The organism is Azomonas macrocytogenes (genome assembly GCF_014191985.1).
Lineage (GTDB): Bacteria > Pseudomonadota > Gammaproteobacteria > Pseudomonadales > Pseudomonadaceae > Azomonas > Azomonas macrocytogenes.
In genome coordinates, this window is the sequence record NZ_JACHXI010000015.1 from 27,225 (window position 1) to 42,024 (window position 14,800).

Below are 14,800 nucleotides of genomic sequence, written 5' to 3' on the forward strand. Positions count from 1 at the left end.
CATGAAAAGTCCTCATCAGAAAGTGGCTTGCATTGCTTGTGCACCCAATAGCTGCTGAAAAAGCTGGTTGTATGGCTTAACCGATTGATGCCAGAAGAATTCGGTAGTCATGGCCTGGCTGCGCATGGCGTTGAGCAGCTCCGGATGGCGATAAGTGCCAAAGGCGCGCTGGATGGCTTGGTCGTAGCTGGCAGCATCTGGTTTGTCGAACAAAAAGCCACTGAGTCCATCTTCGATGGTGTCGGCCAGGCCTCCTGTGCGTCGAGCAATCGGTAAGGAGGCGAAACGCTGGGCATACATCTGGCTGAGTCCGCAGGGTTCGTAACGCGATGGCATCAACAAGAAGTCGCTGGCAGCGTATATGCGACGTGCCACGGTATCGTCGAAGCCGATTCGAATGCCGATATGTCCAGGGTAGCGTTCGGCAAGTTGGCATAGTTGCGCCTCGATCTGTGGCTCTCCCGAGCCAATGATCACAATCTGACCGCCACGGGCAATGATGTTGTCCGCTATTTCCAGGGTCAGATCCATCCCCTTCTGGTAAACCAGGCGCGAGACTACGGCGAACAGCGGGCCACTGGATTTGACCAGGCCGAACAGGCGCCGAACGTCCACAGCGTTGGCCGCCTTGCCGGCCCAGTTACGAACACCGAAGCCCTTGACTAGATGCGGATCAATGGTCGGCTCCCAGCTATCGTCGATGCCATTGCGTATACCTGTCAGCAGGCCCTGTGCGGCTTTCTTGCGCAAAAAGCCTTCCAGACCATAGCCGAATTCGGGAGTGGTGATTTCCTCGGCATAGGTGGCGCTGACTGTGGTCACATGGGTCGCATAGGCGATTCCGGCCTTGAGTGTGGAAAGCCGGCCATAGAATTCCATTTCTTCCATATGGCAGGCCGACTCGGGAATACCCAGACGCCGCCGCTGGCTCATCTCAATGGTGCCTTGGTAACCAAGGTTATGGATGGTAAAGATGCAAGGTGTGGCTATGTTGCGCCAACGTAGATAGGCCGGTACGAGACCGGTCGGCCAGTCGTGGGCATGCAATAGATCAGGCACCCAGCGGATACAAGCATTACCGGCAGCAATCTCGGCAGCGGCCAGGGACAGGCGGGCGAAGCGTATATCGTTATCTGACCAGCCATTGCCATGGGTATCGCAATAAGGGGTGCCTTCTCGTTCGTAGAGCTCGGGGCAGATCAGCACGTAAACGATAAGGCCGTCCGGCAAGTCCAGGCGACCGATGCGACAGGCAGGAATACCAGCGTGAGCCTCCAGGGTACCGACAGTGCGAATCGGCAGGTTCTGGTTCATGACCTGGGCATAGCCCGGAATCAGTACTCGCACATCGTGCTGCTCGCTCAGTGCACGAGGCAGTGCGCCGGAGTATTCGCCGAGCCCTCCTGTTTTGATCAGGTCAGACAGTTCGGGAGTAATGAATAAAATCTTTTTCTTATGTTCTTGTGTACTGCTGATATGCAGGCGTGGTTTGGTATCGAAGGCTATGTTCGCTGACTGTTGAGGCAGGTTCAGCGCCTTGGCGCTTTCGGCAACATTACTCATTATTAGAATTCCCCTAGCATTTCGGCTGTCAGGTGCTGGTGCCGAGATTGATTCCAAGCAGACATCCTCGCTGTTTTAGGCGAGTGCAAAAAACAAAAACCAAGAAAGACTATTTACGCTTCAAGCCCCATAGGCCGGGCGACTAAAGATGACCTCGACCTTAAGAAAATCGACCGGAGGCTCAGGGAAAGGTTCTAGCTTGACGGGCTAAAATCAGAGGATCGGTTGCACTTGCTGACAGCCGGTTAAACGGTGTGGAGAAACGAGATTTTCGGGTTGCTCAAGGACATGCGAACACTTGAAAAAGTCCCCACGAACCGACGAGTGAAGCGGGGTTGAGATAGCCGTACTCGATGTTGCACCGAGGCGATTCCGCAGAAACCTGGCGAATTCGAAGTCTGGTGTGCCTATCGGCCTGTCGGCGATACCGATAGCAACCATGCCAGGGTAGTTCACTGCTCTATCCTGACTTGTCAGGCAACAGACCGGGTAGCTGGTTCCGAATGGCGGATCCGTTAGGCAGGCTGAATCAGAGCGCCTGCTGTTCCTGCTCTATCGCGCTGCATTGCTCGTCTGTTTCAAACGAGCTTCGTGTGGCATCGAGTTCGATACGCAGTTCCTGGGCTAAGCGGATCAGGTTGGCGGCATCGCGGCACTGTTCAGCACTGATGCCTAGTGCGGTCATTTCATCAAGGCCATAGGTTTCCCGGTAGAGACGTACACTGAGTGAGTTGTCGCCTGCTGTCCTGCATTCGCAATGGTAGGGATGCAGGTGGTCGCGCAATATGGCTTCGATCTTGGCGGAAGTGAGACGCGTGCCCATGATGTCCTCCAGCATGTGAAGTGGATGAACTGTGTAGGTATTCGGTGTCAGACCCCCCGTTTGGCGCATTCGCCTTGATTGGAGTCGGTCTTGCGTGATTGGGAAATTTATGATCCGCGCTTTACGTTCGAACAGAGTAGCAGGCAGCGGCATGATTGTCGCGGAGGGGGGGCTGACAACATCGAAAACAGTCTGTCCTGTTGATAACGATCACGAATTGCAGTGTCTGCTGGGATAACCCGCACATTGATGTCTTTTTCGAAAGCGACCGGCATGCTCGCCCGTCGCTTCCGGATTCACGGGCGCATCGATTATTCAGAGCGATTACCTCGGCGGCTGTTGGCTCCTCCCTTGCGTCCGGCTTCCGCTGCTTTCTTCGGATCGTTCTTGAAGTTTCCACCACTCATTTGCCCACCTTTGCGTCCGGCTTCTGCTGCGCGTTGTGGGTCTTCTGCAAAATTGCCGCTACCACCGCGTCGAGTCGTCATTTCCGTTCTCCTGCAAACAATGAAGGGGGTCGCTTGTGTCCAGGACACCTTCGATAGAGGCCGGGTTTATGGGCCAAGTTCTGGATCTGGAATGACCTTCCATCGGTTGGCTTTTTTAGGAATATTTTGTAGAAAATGGCTGAAAGGTTATCGAGTGACCGGATTGGCCTGGCTTGGTGAGAAAGTTGGTTGTTTCCAGACGAGAAACGATGCTTGTCCAGCCAGGCTGTTTTTCAAAAGAGTCACGGCTTTTATTCTGTCTCCAGCGCGAATGATGGCACTTCTCTCTATTAGCGATCACGAGAGTTGCATTGCGCTCTTTGGAAATCCTCCGGCTGTCAGTGCTTCATAGGCATTGGCAGCTTTTTTTCGTCTCTCGTTCGCGAGAAGAGTTGCACCGAATGAAACGGGTGATGGGAATCGAATAAAACCCCTAACTGGTTGAGTTAGGAAGATTTTCCCGAGTGCCACACGCGACGTGGACTACTCGCTGGCCTAGTTTGAACCTCTTGTCAAAAATCCGCCGCTGAAAGCTGGGGCTTCAAAGCGCCTTACATCCATGTGTCTGTGGTCAACCATCGCCCCCCCTGTTAAACAGGAAGTGGGTTGCCTTCGAACCGGCGTTGACGCTCTTGCATCGCTCTCAGAATCTGTTCACGATCTGCTGCGCGTCGGCCAAACGGCATTGGAACCAGCCTGGATCGCCAGCCCGGTCGAAATGCTCATTTACCACTTGTAAACTCGCGCGCGAGCCCGGTCCGCTTCTCAGCCGTTTTCGCCACCGTTTAGCTCTAGCTCGCGAGATCGTGAACAGGCTCTCAGGGATCGCCCGCGAATAGCTGGGACAAGAACTCGATCACTGCGTGCACTTTTCTCGGAACATGAGGCGCGTTCGGATAGACGATCGAGACCACGCTCTCGGCCGGATGATAGGGTTCGAGGATCGGAACGAGCCTGCCGCTTTCCAGATCGGCTTCGGCAATGAACGTGCCCAGGATCGCGATGCCTTCGCCGGCTAGGGCCGCATGAAGCAACGCGACGATGTTGTCGGTTGCGAGGATCGGGTTGACATGCACGTCGATCTCGCCCCCCGATCCCTTCAATCGCCAGCTCGTGCCGCTCAGAAGCGGGGTGAAGTGCAAGGTCCGATGGTGTTGCAGATCCGAAGGGTGCGTCGGAGTGCCGTACCGGGCCAGGTAGGAAGGAGACGCACAAATGACCCGCCGGTTTTCCGCAAGCCGTCGAACGCGCAGATCATTCCCGTCTTCCAATGCGCCGATCCGCACAGCGGCGTCGAAACGATGGACGATCAGGTCCACAAAACCGTCCTGGAAGCTGATTTCCAGCCGAAGCTTGGGATAGCGGCGCATGAACTCCGGCAAGTGCGGCGCGATCCGGATCTGACCGAACAAGTTCGGTACGCTCAGCCGTAGTGTCCCTTCCGGCTCCGATGCGAAGCGCGAAACCTCTGCTTCGGCATCGTTGATGCGATCGAGAACATCCAGGGCGCGGGCCAGCAATGCCGATCCGGCTTCGGTGAGCGCGACGCTGCGCGTGTCGCGATCGAGCAGGCGGACGCCAAGCCGATCTTCTAGCCGGCGTATCCGCCGGCTGAGAACAGACGGGTGGAGCCGAAGATCGCCGGCGGCCCGCGCAAAATTCAGGTGGCGTGCGACCGTGACGAACTCGACAAGTGCCTCGGTCGAGAGCTGCCGGGCCAAGTGCTCCTCCATTATTGCTGATAAGGCAATAGTAGTTGCGATATTGCCATATTGTAAATCGTAGGAGCATCTATATCCTCTGAATTTTCTGGATGCCGGGCTGGGACTTTACGGGCGTCCTGGAACGCACGGCCGGCCCGAACCAAGAAAGCCAATGAACAAGCGAGGTAATTCATGACCGATCTCTCGCGCAGACATGCGCTCGGCGCCGGCTTTGCCGCGATCGCTGGCATAGCCGCCTCGATCACGCCCGCGACAGCGCAATCTTTCGATGACTCAGCGCGCCGCCGTTTTGCCGGAAAAGCCGTGGTCATCACTGGCGCCACCTCGGGAATCGGACGCGCGGCGGCTGAAGCCTTTGCCCGAGAAGGGGCAAGCATTGCCTTCTGTGGCCGTCGCGAGGTGCTCGGCCGCGAGGCGGAAGCGGGTCTGCGGTCGCTCGGAGCCCGGGACGCTTTCTATGTGCGAGCCGACGTGCGAAATCCTGACCAGCTCCGTCGCTTCATCGATGGGGCAGCAGAGCACTTTGGCGGCCTCGATATCGCGCTCAACAATGCCGGCGCGAACTGGTTCAAGCCGCTCCATGAAACCTCCCTTGATGAATGGGAGGAGATGACGCAGACGAACACGCGCGGCGTATTCTTGGCGATGAAGTACAAGGTCCCGCATATGATCCGTCGCGGCGGTGGCAAGATCGTCGTCACAGCGTCACAGCGTCACAGCGTCACAGCGTCACAGCGTCACAGCGTCACAGCGTCACAGCGTCGCTGCATGAGCATGCCACCCGCCCGGGCGGCGCGGCCTATGCCAGTTCCAAACGCGCCGTCATCGGCCTCGTCCAGGCCGCCGCCCTGGATTATGGTCAGCAGAACATCCGTGTAAACGCGATTAGCCCTGGGATCATCAGCACGCGGATGTTCACCGACCGGCTCCCGACCGAAGCCCAGCAACGTGAGGCGGCCGCAACGGTCGGTGGCTTGAAGCGTGTCGGCCAGCCTGACGAGATGGCCGGCGCCATCCTATTCCTGGCGTCGGATGAGTGTACCTACCTGACCGGCGCGAGCTTGCTCGCCGATGGCGGCCTGTTGGCGGGGATCTAAGCCATGACAGATCCTGCCAACCCACAGCGCCGCAGCCTGATCCTGGCCAGCGCCGTCGCGGTGACGGTTCCGGCGATGGCGAAAGCCCAGATCGCCATGTCATCGCCATCGAGCGCTCCCACCACGCCGCCCCTTCTGGATCAGCGCGCCCGCAGACTGCTCACGCGTCTCGATCCCTCGCTTCCGGATCGTCTGGCGCAATCGGCCGGCGCACTGAGCGGGGCGCTCGACCCGCGCGCACGCGCGCTGGTTGGCCTCGCCACCTTCGCGGCCATGGCGGACGCAGCAGAGCCGTATCAGACGCAGGTCCGTGCGGCGCTCGCCGCGGGCGTCCAGCCTGGCGAGGTCGTTGAGGTTGGTCTCCATGTTCTCGTCTATGCCGGTTTCCCCGCCGCGCAGGCCGCGATCCAACGCACCCAGGCCGTCTTCCAAGAGGACCGCGTGCCGTACCGCGCTGCATCGGGCCGCCCTCAAGGTAACGATCGCGCCCTCGGGCTCGCCAATCTTCGGCAGGCTGGCGGCGACGCCGCAGCTCGCACCTGGGCGATGAGCCCTTCCGAAGTCGCGCCGCTTACCGTCGGTTTCGCCCACGGAGAAATCTGGAACAGACCGGGTCTCTCCGTCCGTGACCGCGAGATCATCACCCTTGCGATGCTGATGGTTTCCGGCGACGAAGATGGCGGCTTGACCTTCCATGCGACCACTTGCCGTCGGCTCGGTTGGTCGCGCGAGGCGATCGTGGAGACACTGATCCAGACGGCGGGCGATGCGGGCCTAGCCCGGCTCCTGGCGGCGATCGAGCCCGTGTTGGACGGCCTCGACCGACCGATTGAAGCGGCGCCGGCCGTCGCCCAGCCGCGCCCCGAAGAAGCGGATCAGGCGCTCAGCGACGAGGCGCGCCAGCAACGCGGACAGGATGCACTCAACCGGATCAGCCAAGCTTCCGGCCAGTCGGTCGTCTCCAGCTTCGACGCCATCGCGCCTGATCTCGGCCGCTACATCCTCGAATTCTCCTATGGCGACATTTTCGCCCGGCCGGGCTTGGACCTGAAGGCGCGTGAGCTGGCGACCGTTGCGGCTCTGACCGCGACAGGCCGCACCGTGGACGAGATCCCGATTTCGGTTCACATCAACGCCGCCCTCAATGTCGGTGCCTCGCCGCGCGAGGTGACCGAAGCCATCTTGCACATGCTGCCCTATGTGGGCTTCCCGCGCGTGCAAAAGGCGATGACAGCCGCAAGCGATGTCTTCGCCGAACGCCGGCTCACGCTGGTGCCGATCGCGCCGGGCGGTCAGGCGCCCAACCTGACCATCATCGGCCGCCTGCGGGCCAAGCCTGGTCGCGGGGCCGAACTGCAGGAAGCGCTTCTGCCTGTCGTGGCCGCAAGCCGACAGGAAGCGGGCTGCATCAACTACGATTTGCATGTCGACGAGGCGAACCCGGATAGTTTCGTCCTCTACGAGAACTGGACGAACCAGGCGGCGCTCGACGCCCACTTCCAGCAGCCCCACTCGACGGCGCTGGCGGCGCGGTTGCCCGAGCTGCTTGAAATCCCGCTGACCATGGAGCGGCTGACCGAAGTGTCCGCCTGGATCGGCAGGAAGTCACCATGAGCGTCCGGGGCGAATCGCAGCGTCCTTGTGTCAGGCCGGCAGCCTCGTGGCGGCCCAACACTTCGCGGTGGATTGCCACCAAGCTCCGGCTCAAAGAAGATCTCTGATGCTAGCTCAGACTTCACGCCTCGCCCTAATGACTGTCGCCCTCACCGGGGCGGCCTGTGCCCAGGAAGCTTTTCGCGACTCGCCCTTCGCCGGCCTCGACGGCGACATTGTCGTCGCGATCGCCGATGGCGATTTCCGGGCCTCGACCTATGGCGATCAACTTCTCGCTTCGCCCGACCCAGCTCTGCAGGACCGCCTGCTCGTCTGGCGTCTGGGCACGGCCGATCCGACGCACATCCCAGTCACCAATTCAGTGACCAGCCCGCCGGAAATCCTCGCCGTGTCGCCCGATCGACGTTTCGCCTATGTGGTCGAGCGGCTCGGCCAACGCGGACCTGGCATCCTGCGTACCCCCGATCTGTCGCCGGGAGGACAGCTCAGCGCAGTGCCGTTGACCGGCGATCCCTCGCAGGGCAGGTCGACGGTCAGCCTCGGACCCAATCCCGAGGCGATCGATCTGAGAGCGGACGGGCGCATGCTCGCGTCGGTGTCCAATACCCCCGATCGCAGCCTCGTCCACCTCATCCCGGTAAACGGCGGGACGCTCAGTCCGCCGATCACCTTCGACCTCGCCGACCTTGGGATCACCGGCCAGTCTTCCGGTCCACGCGGAAGTGTCACCGCAACGTCCGTCTTCTGGCAACCCGGTGCCCAGGTGCTGGCGGTGACTATCAACACCCAGAACCGCGTCGCCTTCTTTCGTGTCGAAGGCGCCGGCGACGCTCTCCGCCTCACGCCGTGGGGGGCATCGATCGAGACCGGCCGCGATCCCTTCACCGGGCGATTCACGCCGGACGGACGTCACTTCCTCACGCTCGACTGGGGGCGCGATTTCGCGGCGACCAGCCTCGAAGGGCGTTTGCCCACCATGCTCTCGCGCATCAGCGTGATCCGCGTCGCCCACGCCGGCGACATAGCGGGCTCGCATCGGCGCATCGGCGATGCGGCAACCGATCTGTCGTCGGAGGGAATCGCCGTCAGTCCCGACGGGACGCTCGTCGCAGCCATCAACATGCGCCAGACGGCCCTTCCACGACAGGCGGCTCGCTACACGCCCAACGCCAGTGTCGTCCTGCTGCACTTTAACGATATGACCGGCGTGCTCACTCCGATCGATCGCGCTGAGTTCCCCGGCGTCCTGCCGGAGGGGGCCGCCTTCGACCGCAGCGGCCGCAAGCTGGTGGTGACAGCGTTCGAACGCCGCGATGCCTCCGGCGGCGCCTTGCATGTCTTTGGCATTGAGGGTTCCGGCACTGCAGCGCGTCTTGTCGATCAAGGCTTCGTAGAGACGCCGCACGGCGTCCATCACGTCGTCATTCGCTGAGCCTTACGCTAACGCGCCCATCGCGTGGCGATGGGTGCCGAGAATTGGAAAGACATGCCATCTGTAGGTGGATTCCGGTGGCCTTCACTGGACGACCGTCCGACGAAAAAGCCTTTGCTGATAGTGCCTTATGGAACCCCACGGAAGCTGAAGTGGAGCGGGTGATGGGAATCGAACCCACGCTATCTGCTTGGGAAGCAGAAGTTCTGCCATTGAACTACACCCGCAAGATAAATCCTGATATTTCAGTGGTTTATCTAAAATATCAGTGGTTAAATTGACCACTCAATTAGACCACTGATTGCCGGACCAGATTATCACTAATCACTAATCAAATATCCAGCGAGATAAGAGGTGTGTTAAGTACGCCGTAAGATCACAATAATATCGCTATCTTATTTATTTAAAATATCGTGCCAACCCGTTAGGATCAGCACATTGTATTTATTTATTGATTCACTTGTTCCAATAGCGCTTGACTGTAGTTAGTGACACATCGAGATTCTTTGATACCGCTGATTGACTCAGGCCGATGGCCTTAAGTTGTTGCAATTTGGCAAGGTCTATCACTGTCTTACGCCCCAGTGTTTTACCTTCTGATTTAGCACGTTCAAGACCAGCCATCGTTCTCTCTTTGATCCGGCTCTTCTCGAACTCAGCAAAGGCACTGAATATTTGTAGCATCAGTTTGCCTTCACTGCTTGAGAGATCGTGCTTACCAAGATCAAGACTAATGACGCCAATACCCTTACTTATAAGACTCTGTATCGTCTGCTGCACATCGATATTATCCCTACCCAAACGATCCAGCTTCAGCACTACCAGCACGTCTCCAGCTTCCAGTTTGTGCTGGACCATAGCTTTGAACGCCGGTCGTTCCATAGCCATAACTCCGCCACTAATGGTTTCTGTTATCACGCGGGCCTTAGGAACATCATAGCCAGCCTGTCTAATCGCAATGATTTGGTTCTCGGTAGTTTGATCAGAGGTGCTCACTCGGCAATAAGCAAATACACGGCTCATTTTAATATCCCGCTGGTGTCAAAAAGGTGTACCCATAATACAGATGGTACCAAAACTATGCAACCCTAATATTTGGCACCAGTACAGTCCAGCAAATACGTTGCGCTGAATTGGTGTCAAAATCGGTCGTTTATGGCACTGGGTGGGTATACAGGGTTCCCAGCGCAACGTAATTGCTGGACTCCATAATCTTATGGAAGCGAGCAGGGGGACAGGATGATTATCGACTGGCTATCCTCAAAAATGAGGACGGTTGCAAGACTGGTGTAAGGATGGATGGCTAATCACCTTCTCGTTCTAAGTTTTTAAAAATTTGAATGATAAAAGAGAGATTGGTGTTTAGTTCAAATAGAGGAATAAAGGGGAGATAGCACCAAATAACGATAAATAGCACCATTTTCGACGAAGATAGATGTAGCTTGAATAGTGAAAGTATTGCTGTAGTTGACGCTGGCTGACATGAACAGCGTCATCTAATATTATAGTGCTATTACTTGGTGTTATAATATAACAATATAAATGGGTATATTGGTTATTTTTTGATCAATTTAATGGATGCTTACGCTGATTAGCCAATACTTTCGCAAGAACGGCTTTCTCGTTTTCATCCAAATGGTCTGTATCAGCAGGGTCTAAAGTTGAACTCTCTAATTCTGGATATAATTTAGCCAGTTCCCGATCTACTGCCGCTTGAATACCAGTCTGCTTGGTCTGCTTGGTCTGCTTGGTCTGCGAAAATTTCGCACTCTGAATAAGAGCAAGAGCATCATCAATGATGCCTTGTTGTTCTTCTGAACGAACAGGCGGAATTTCGCCAGTATCCGGCGACCTTGGTTTGGCATTCTTTAGAGCTGCTCTAAATTCGTTAATCGGTGTTGCTGTCTCGAATGTAGCTGAGTTTTCAGCCGTGGTCTCGACCCGTTGTTTCTTACGTTTTAGTGCTTGTTCAAATCCATCAATATTGGCTGTCATTATTTATTCCCCTTACTTTCAAATTCTTAATTGCTTCTTGGCGGATACTCTCTTCAATAGCTGCTTCAGCTTCATGATGTTGTCGTTCGTATCCAGATTTGATTCGAGCTATCTCTAATTCAAGTTCACTTTCCTTCTGAGCCCGTAGATTGGCCGCTACAGCGTCTTTGTAGATAGTGGCCACCTTGGTATTGATTAATTGTTTCTCGCTCTCCTGTAGGCTCTGAGGCTTGTTTAAGAAGCCGCCGTAGGTAAAACCTACCTTAGACCGTGGTGAATGTTCAATTGTGTAGCCAAGAGCAAGATGCTTTTCCAATTCCATTAATAGCAATTGGCAAGAGACAGCTTGAACGACGATATGATAATGAATTAAGTCATAGACGGTATTAAACCGTCGCTGCAGCTCTTCTAATTCTTGAGCTGATTCTTCGGTTGAAGCGGTATTTATGACAATACTAAATTTATTAATATCGAAAGCTTGGTTTTGGTAAACGTAATTTTGGCTTGTTTCTTGATTAATCATTTCTATTTTTCCTTTAAATTTAATGTTTGAATAGTTTGAGTAAGTTGTGGCTACAATCCGTAGGGCTGGTTCATTCAGCGCAAGCGCTTCATTCCCCCCTTACCCCCCTATATACAGCCGCTCGGCTGCGAGCTATCGCTCTATTCTCGCTTCGCTCGAACCTGGGGTATATATAAGGTAAGTGCGACAAACCCGTCAGAGTGTCAGAGTTCTCATTGAAAACCCAGTAAATACGCGGGTTATAACCTGTTTTTATTGTTTTAACTCGTCAGAGAAGCGTCAGAGTTTTGATTATGTATAAAATTACTGAGAGCCTCGCGGCACTAGGGCTGGAGCTGTTTTTCAGAAATTCTGACGAGTTCGTGTCAGAGTGTCTGACTCTTGGATTAAAACGGTGGTTCAGCGGCCAATTCAGCATCTTTAACCCGTGTTTTTAGCTCTTTTGGGTTGATTTTATCAGCACCATTAGCAAGACCAAGTGGTGTTATATAAACTCTAACAGTATCTAATTTTCTCCTTTTACACCCCACCTTTACCAAGACATCTGCCACTGACACATCTGAAATATCTTTATGCACCATATTCCCGAATCTATCCTTAATAAGGCCGATGGTTATAACTTCCTTGTCTTTTAGATAATCGGGTAAAAGGTCTTCAAGCGTTTCAGAGGATGAAAAACCCATTAACTCGTACTTGCTATCGGTCATTGGTGGTAATGATGGATCAAAAGCGTCTAAGTCTACCGTCTCCAAGTAATCTCTAACCTTTTGAAAACCCTCGTCATTTTCCAACCACGGCTTCAATTGTTTATTGATGAACCTAGATGTGTCTGTCTGACTCACTTTATGTTTGATGAACTGTGGCACCCAGAACCTGCGATCTTGCTTTTCTAATGTGATCGGAACGTGGTCATTGCTACTCATAATAAAGTTGATATAGTTCTTAATGTTAATTTGCGGACGAAATTTGGGATTCACCGGAATGGTATAGTTGCCTTGAAACGACTTTAGAGCGTCAACCGTCTTCTTCTTCTGTTGGTAAATTTCATCAATTAAAACAACGACTTTACCTAATAGTTGTTCGTTATGATGCCCCAGTAGTCGCTGGATATCGCAGACTGACACAGCCTCTTCTCCTAATAAAGCAGGTAAAAGTGTCTCAGCAAGAAAGCCTTTTCCGACCCCATGGTCACTTCTGAGTAGGAGGGTTGTTACCAATCGTCGATTTGTTTTTCTTACAACGTGCGCAATCCACCAAACGAAATAATCTCGTTCAGCTTCAATCGGAAGCCATCGTTCAAGAAATTCAATGAACAGGGGAACATCTTCTGCGATTACCAAATTTCCACTTGGCTTGATAGTTGGTTGAATCCACAAATTGACCTTCTTCACACCATCAGCATCAGTAATAATACGGGGTGCTAAAGGAATAAATGTTTCACCGTCCACATAATTAAGAATTGCTAATACAGATTCAGGCTTCGTTTTACTATCACCACCATAGCCAAGCCAATGGTGATAAAGATGATCGACACTCGAGTGAGTGGTATCAGCGTATAGATCCCTGATTGCAGGGAATCCGTTCATTGATGGAACACGAACAAAACGATCTCTAATCTTGTTTCGAGCAACTTTAGTATCAGTCATGTTAATGATATCTGTCATATTTTCTCCTTATTTATCAATGTCTTAAATCGTTAGGTTCCTATTGGTTGATTCCAAAAGGGCGAATATTTTACAGATTCTGTAGGCATCTGCAATAGGGATTTTATAAATAAATTATAATGACCAGTGCCAGAGCCAGAGCCAGCAGGATGAAAGGCAACACCGACATAGCTGGTGCTGAGCACAGGGATAGCTGGCTCACATACATCAAGCAGCCATTCATGGTGCCAGTGCCCACTGATGCAGCAAGTCATTGATGATGTAATCAGGCACTAGCAGGCTACCGTCATCCCCAACTTGGTATTCATAGTTCCACATCAGCAGCACTGTCTTGAGCAGCGATGGTTTGATATGGATTATGTGCCTCTCTGTTCCACCCAGATTAACGATTGAACGTGAGGGTCGTGATAGGTTGGCAGTGACTATAACGCCGGTCAGAATTGATTCTAAGACGCCTGAAACATTTTGCTCGGGAGTAGATAGGAGATTGTTCCTTACCAAGTCCATCGTCGTTGCAGATAGATACACTCGGTACGGCATTCGATCCTTGATGGTGAGCTCATTCATTTTGAGAGCCTAGGGGTATTTGGCTTGAACGAGTATGGGGTAGGTCGAGCTCCTGCCGCCGTTCATATTCATTGATCAAGAGTTGATTAACGAGTTGGCTCATATTCAAAAACTGAGCTTCATCATCATCTTCAAAGACTGCTTTAACGAGGTTCGAGTTTAGAACTAGGTTGTATTTTGCGATCATTGTTTGGTTTCCTTTTGAAATAGGCTGGGGTCTGGCAAAAAAGAGGTGTTTTTAAGGGTAAACATGCCCGTGAAGGCACCAACGAGCTCGCTGGTGAAACGCTATTTTGGTAGCAGTAGGTTTGCTTGTCCGCAAAAGTGCGTTGCAGGAAGAGGTATTGTATAGCCTTACAGAGGCATATTCGAATATTTAACTAAATATGCTTTTGCTACAACTATACCCAAATTGAACTGTTCTGATAAACTCCAGTAATCAGTGCAAGGATGGTGCTCTATCCAATCAAAGATATCTAACTCATTTCGAGATATAGATAGATGTTTTCTGTGATCCTGGACATCTTCAAAAATCAAACTAACCAAACCATAATCATCAGAATAATCTTGCTGTTTCATCCAATTTTCAATTAAATTAGATCTAAGGTTAAGGACAAGATAGTTCTTTGTTTTTATTCTCTTTATTGTTGAATGGAATATAATCCATCTCTCTGATGAAATTAACGGTCTGTTCTAAATTGAAATTCAAACTCTTCTTTAATCTAAGCAATCTCATCCTGCACGTATTGCCACAACATAATTTATCGTGATGACTCGCTTCCATATCAGATCCACACATAATGCATGTTTTGATTGTTTTCATTTGGTATAGCTCTCTGTATTTAAAGAATAATTTGGGCAAAAAGAAACCGATGGCGTATAACCGCCAACGGCTATTGAATATAGCCACCATTAAGTTGATGGTGGTAAACAGGCTAATGCGAGACCTGTTTGGTATTAGCTGTTATCGGTCAACCTGGGTTAAAGAAACAAATAGCAGCTAATAGGGGTGGCAGAGCCAGTTAATAACTCAAATATGAGAAAAAGCTAATAACCAGCGAGCAATGGTGCCGTTCTGACAACCACCATTTTTATTACTCATATTAGGAAAGGAGATAGAACCTAATATCTGCCGAAACTGGGAGGGTAAGGGAATAAAAAACTTCTACTCTATAAGGAAATTATATCATTAATCTACGATTTTGTCAACAATTACTATTGACTGATGATTGCTGATTGTGTTAATGGCTGGTGCTACCGGAATTTTCGTAGATCGCCTACAAGCTCCTGTAAGCTGTTCTGGGAGATGT

Annotated in this window: 13 protein-coding genes, 1 tRNA gene and 1 pseudogene; 4 read left to right on the plus strand and 11 right to left on the minus strand. The window is 52.8% G+C overall.

Features of this window, described 5'->3' with window-relative positions; all coding sequences use genetic code 11:
- Positions 1-15: 15 nt before the first annotated feature.
- The 4 genes and pseudogenes from glgA to FHR87_RS13560 form a co-directional block, all read right to left on the minus strand.
- The gene (gene glgA, locus FHR87_RS13545) at positions 16-1,563 is read right to left on the minus strand and encodes a glycogen synthase GlgA (RefSeq protein WP_183167261.1); all 1,548 of its coding nucleotides are present in this window, start codon (positions 1,561-1,563) and stop codon (positions 16-18) included.
- Between the two features lie 529 nt (positions 1,564-2,092).
- On the minus strand, positions 2,093-2,386 hold the full coding sequence (locus FHR87_RS13550; RefSeq protein ID WP_183167262.1) for a DUF1652 domain-containing protein: 294 nt from the start codon (positions 2,384-2,386) through the stop codon (positions 2,093-2,095).
- 335 nt (positions 2,387-2,721) lie between these two features.
- Positions 2,722-2,862, minus strand: a pseudogene (locus tag FHR87_RS13555) (con-10 family general stress protein); the annotation flags it as partial.
- 830 nt (positions 2,863-3,692) lie between these two features.
- Entirely contained in the window at positions 3,693-4,595 is a 903-nt protein-coding gene (locus tag FHR87_RS13560) for a LysR family transcriptional regulator (RefSeq protein ID WP_183167264.1), read from the minus strand.
- Between the two features lie 174 nt (positions 4,596-4,769).
- Here FHR87_RS13560 and FHR87_RS13565 point away from each other — a divergent pair, with 174 nt between their 5' ends.
- From FHR87_RS13565 to FHR87_RS13575, 4 genes are all read left to right on the plus strand, one after another.
- A complete protein-coding gene (locus FHR87_RS13565; RefSeq protein ID WP_221189848.1) occupies positions 4,770-5,477 on the plus strand; it encodes an SDR family NAD(P)-dependent oxidoreductase in 708 nt (235 codons plus the stop codon).
- A complete protein-coding gene (locus tag FHR87_RS19495; protein WP_221189851.1) occupies positions 5,363-5,695 on the plus strand; it encodes an SDR family NAD(P)-dependent oxidoreductase in 333 nt (110 codons plus the stop codon). The genes FHR87_RS13565 and FHR87_RS19495 overlap by 115 nt, the downstream gene beginning before the upstream one ends.
- A gap of 3 nt (positions 5,696-5,698) precedes the next feature.
- On the plus strand, positions 5,699-7,309 hold the full coding sequence (locus FHR87_RS13570) for a carboxymuconolactone decarboxylase family protein (protein WP_183167265.1): 1,611 nt from the start codon (positions 5,699-5,701) through the stop codon (positions 7,307-7,309).
- 136 nt (positions 7,310-7,445) lie between these two features.
- Complete coding sequence (locus FHR87_RS13575; RefSeq protein ID WP_183167266.1) at positions 7,446-8,741, plus strand: lactonase family protein; 1,296 nt, start codon at positions 7,446-7,448, stop codon at positions 8,739-8,741.
- 153 nt (positions 8,742-8,894) lie between these two features.
- Here FHR87_RS13575 and FHR87_RS13580 read toward each other — a convergent pair.
- From FHR87_RS13580 to FHR87_RS13610, 7 genes are all read right to left on the minus strand, one after another.
- A tRNA-Gly gene (locus tag FHR87_RS13580) sits at positions 8,895-8,968 on the minus strand.
- A gap of 229 nt (positions 8,969-9,197) precedes the next feature.
- Entirely contained in the window at positions 9,198-9,764 is a 567-nt protein-coding gene (locus tag FHR87_RS13585; RefSeq protein WP_183167267.1) for a recombinase family protein, read from the minus strand.
- Positions 9,765-10,307: 543 nt separating this feature from the next.
- Positions 10,308-10,736 carry a hypothetical protein gene (locus FHR87_RS13590; protein ID WP_183167268.1) on the minus strand — a complete coding sequence of 143 codons (429 nt, stop codon included), beginning with the start codon at positions 10,734-10,736 and terminating at the stop codon, positions 10,308-10,310.
- Entirely contained in the window at positions 10,720-11,259 is a 540-nt protein-coding gene (locus tag FHR87_RS13595; RefSeq protein WP_183167269.1) for a hypothetical protein, read from the minus strand. Before FHR87_RS13595 ends, FHR87_RS13590 begins: the two co-directional genes overlap by 17 nt.
- A gap of 386 nt (positions 11,260-11,645) precedes the next feature.
- Positions 11,646-12,923, minus strand: coding sequence for a primase-helicase family protein (locus tag FHR87_RS13600; RefSeq protein ID WP_183167270.1), 1,278 nt, complete (start codon positions 12,921-12,923; stop codon positions 11,646-11,648).
- Between the two features lie 219 nt (positions 12,924-13,142).
- Positions 13,143-13,490: a hypothetical protein gene (locus tag FHR87_RS13605; protein WP_183167271.1), complete on the minus strand. Its 348-nt coding sequence runs from the start codon at positions 13,488-13,490 to the stop codon at positions 13,143-13,145.
- Positions 13,483-13,677 carry a hypothetical protein gene (locus tag FHR87_RS13610; protein ID WP_183167272.1) on the minus strand — a complete coding sequence of 65 codons (195 nt, stop codon included), beginning with the start codon at positions 13,675-13,677 and terminating at the stop codon, positions 13,483-13,485. Before FHR87_RS13610 ends, FHR87_RS13605 begins: the two co-directional genes overlap by 8 nt.
- Positions 13,678-14,800 lie beyond the last annotated feature (1,123 nt).

What these genes read in the sequence shown, in the direction of transcription:
- FHR87_RS13585 (WP_183167267.1), bottom strand. Translation starts at nt 9,764, where the DNA reads ATGAGCCGTGTATTTGCTTATTGCCGAGTGAGCACCTCTGATCAAACT.
- FHR87_RS13590 (WP_183167268.1), bottom strand. Translation starts at nt 10,736, where the DNA reads ATGACAGCCAATATTGATGGATTTGAACAAGCACTAAAACGTAAGAAA.
- FHR87_RS13605 (WP_183167271.1), bottom strand. Translation starts at nt 13,490, where the DNA reads ATGAATGAGCTCACCATCAAGGATCGAATGCCGTACCGAGTGTATCTA.
- FHR87_RS13600 (WP_183167270.1), bottom strand. Translation starts at nt 12,923, where the DNA reads ATGACAGATATCATTAACATGACTGATACTAAAGTTGCTCGAAACAAG.
- FHR87_RS13610 (WP_183167272.1), bottom strand. Translation starts at nt 13,677, where the DNA reads ATGATCGCAAAATACAACCTAGTTCTAAACTCGAACCTCGTTAAAGCA.
- FHR87_RS13595 (WP_183167269.1), bottom strand. Translation starts at nt 11,259, where the DNA reads ATGATTAATCAAGAAACAAGCCAAAATTACGTTTACCAAAACCAAGCT.
- FHR87_RS13550 (WP_183167262.1), bottom strand. Translation starts at nt 2,386, where the DNA reads ATGGGCACGCGTCTCACTTCCGCCAAGATCGAAGCCATATTGCGCGAC.
- glgA (WP_183167261.1), bottom strand. Translation starts at nt 1,563, where the DNA reads ATGAGTAATGTTGCCGAAAGCGCCAAGGCGCTGAACCTGCCTCAACAG.
- FHR87_RS13570 (WP_183167265.1), top strand. Translation starts at nt 5,699, where the DNA reads ATGACAGATCCTGCCAACCCACAGCGCCGCAGCCTGATCCTGGCCAGC.
- FHR87_RS13575 (WP_183167266.1), top strand. Translation starts at nt 7,446, where the DNA reads ATGACTGTCGCCCTCACCGGGGCGGCCTGTGCCCAGGAAGCTTTTCGC.
- FHR87_RS13565 (WP_221189848.1), top strand. Translation starts at nt 4,770, where the DNA reads ATGACCGATCTCTCGCGCAGACATGCGCTCGGCGCCGGCTTTGCCGCG.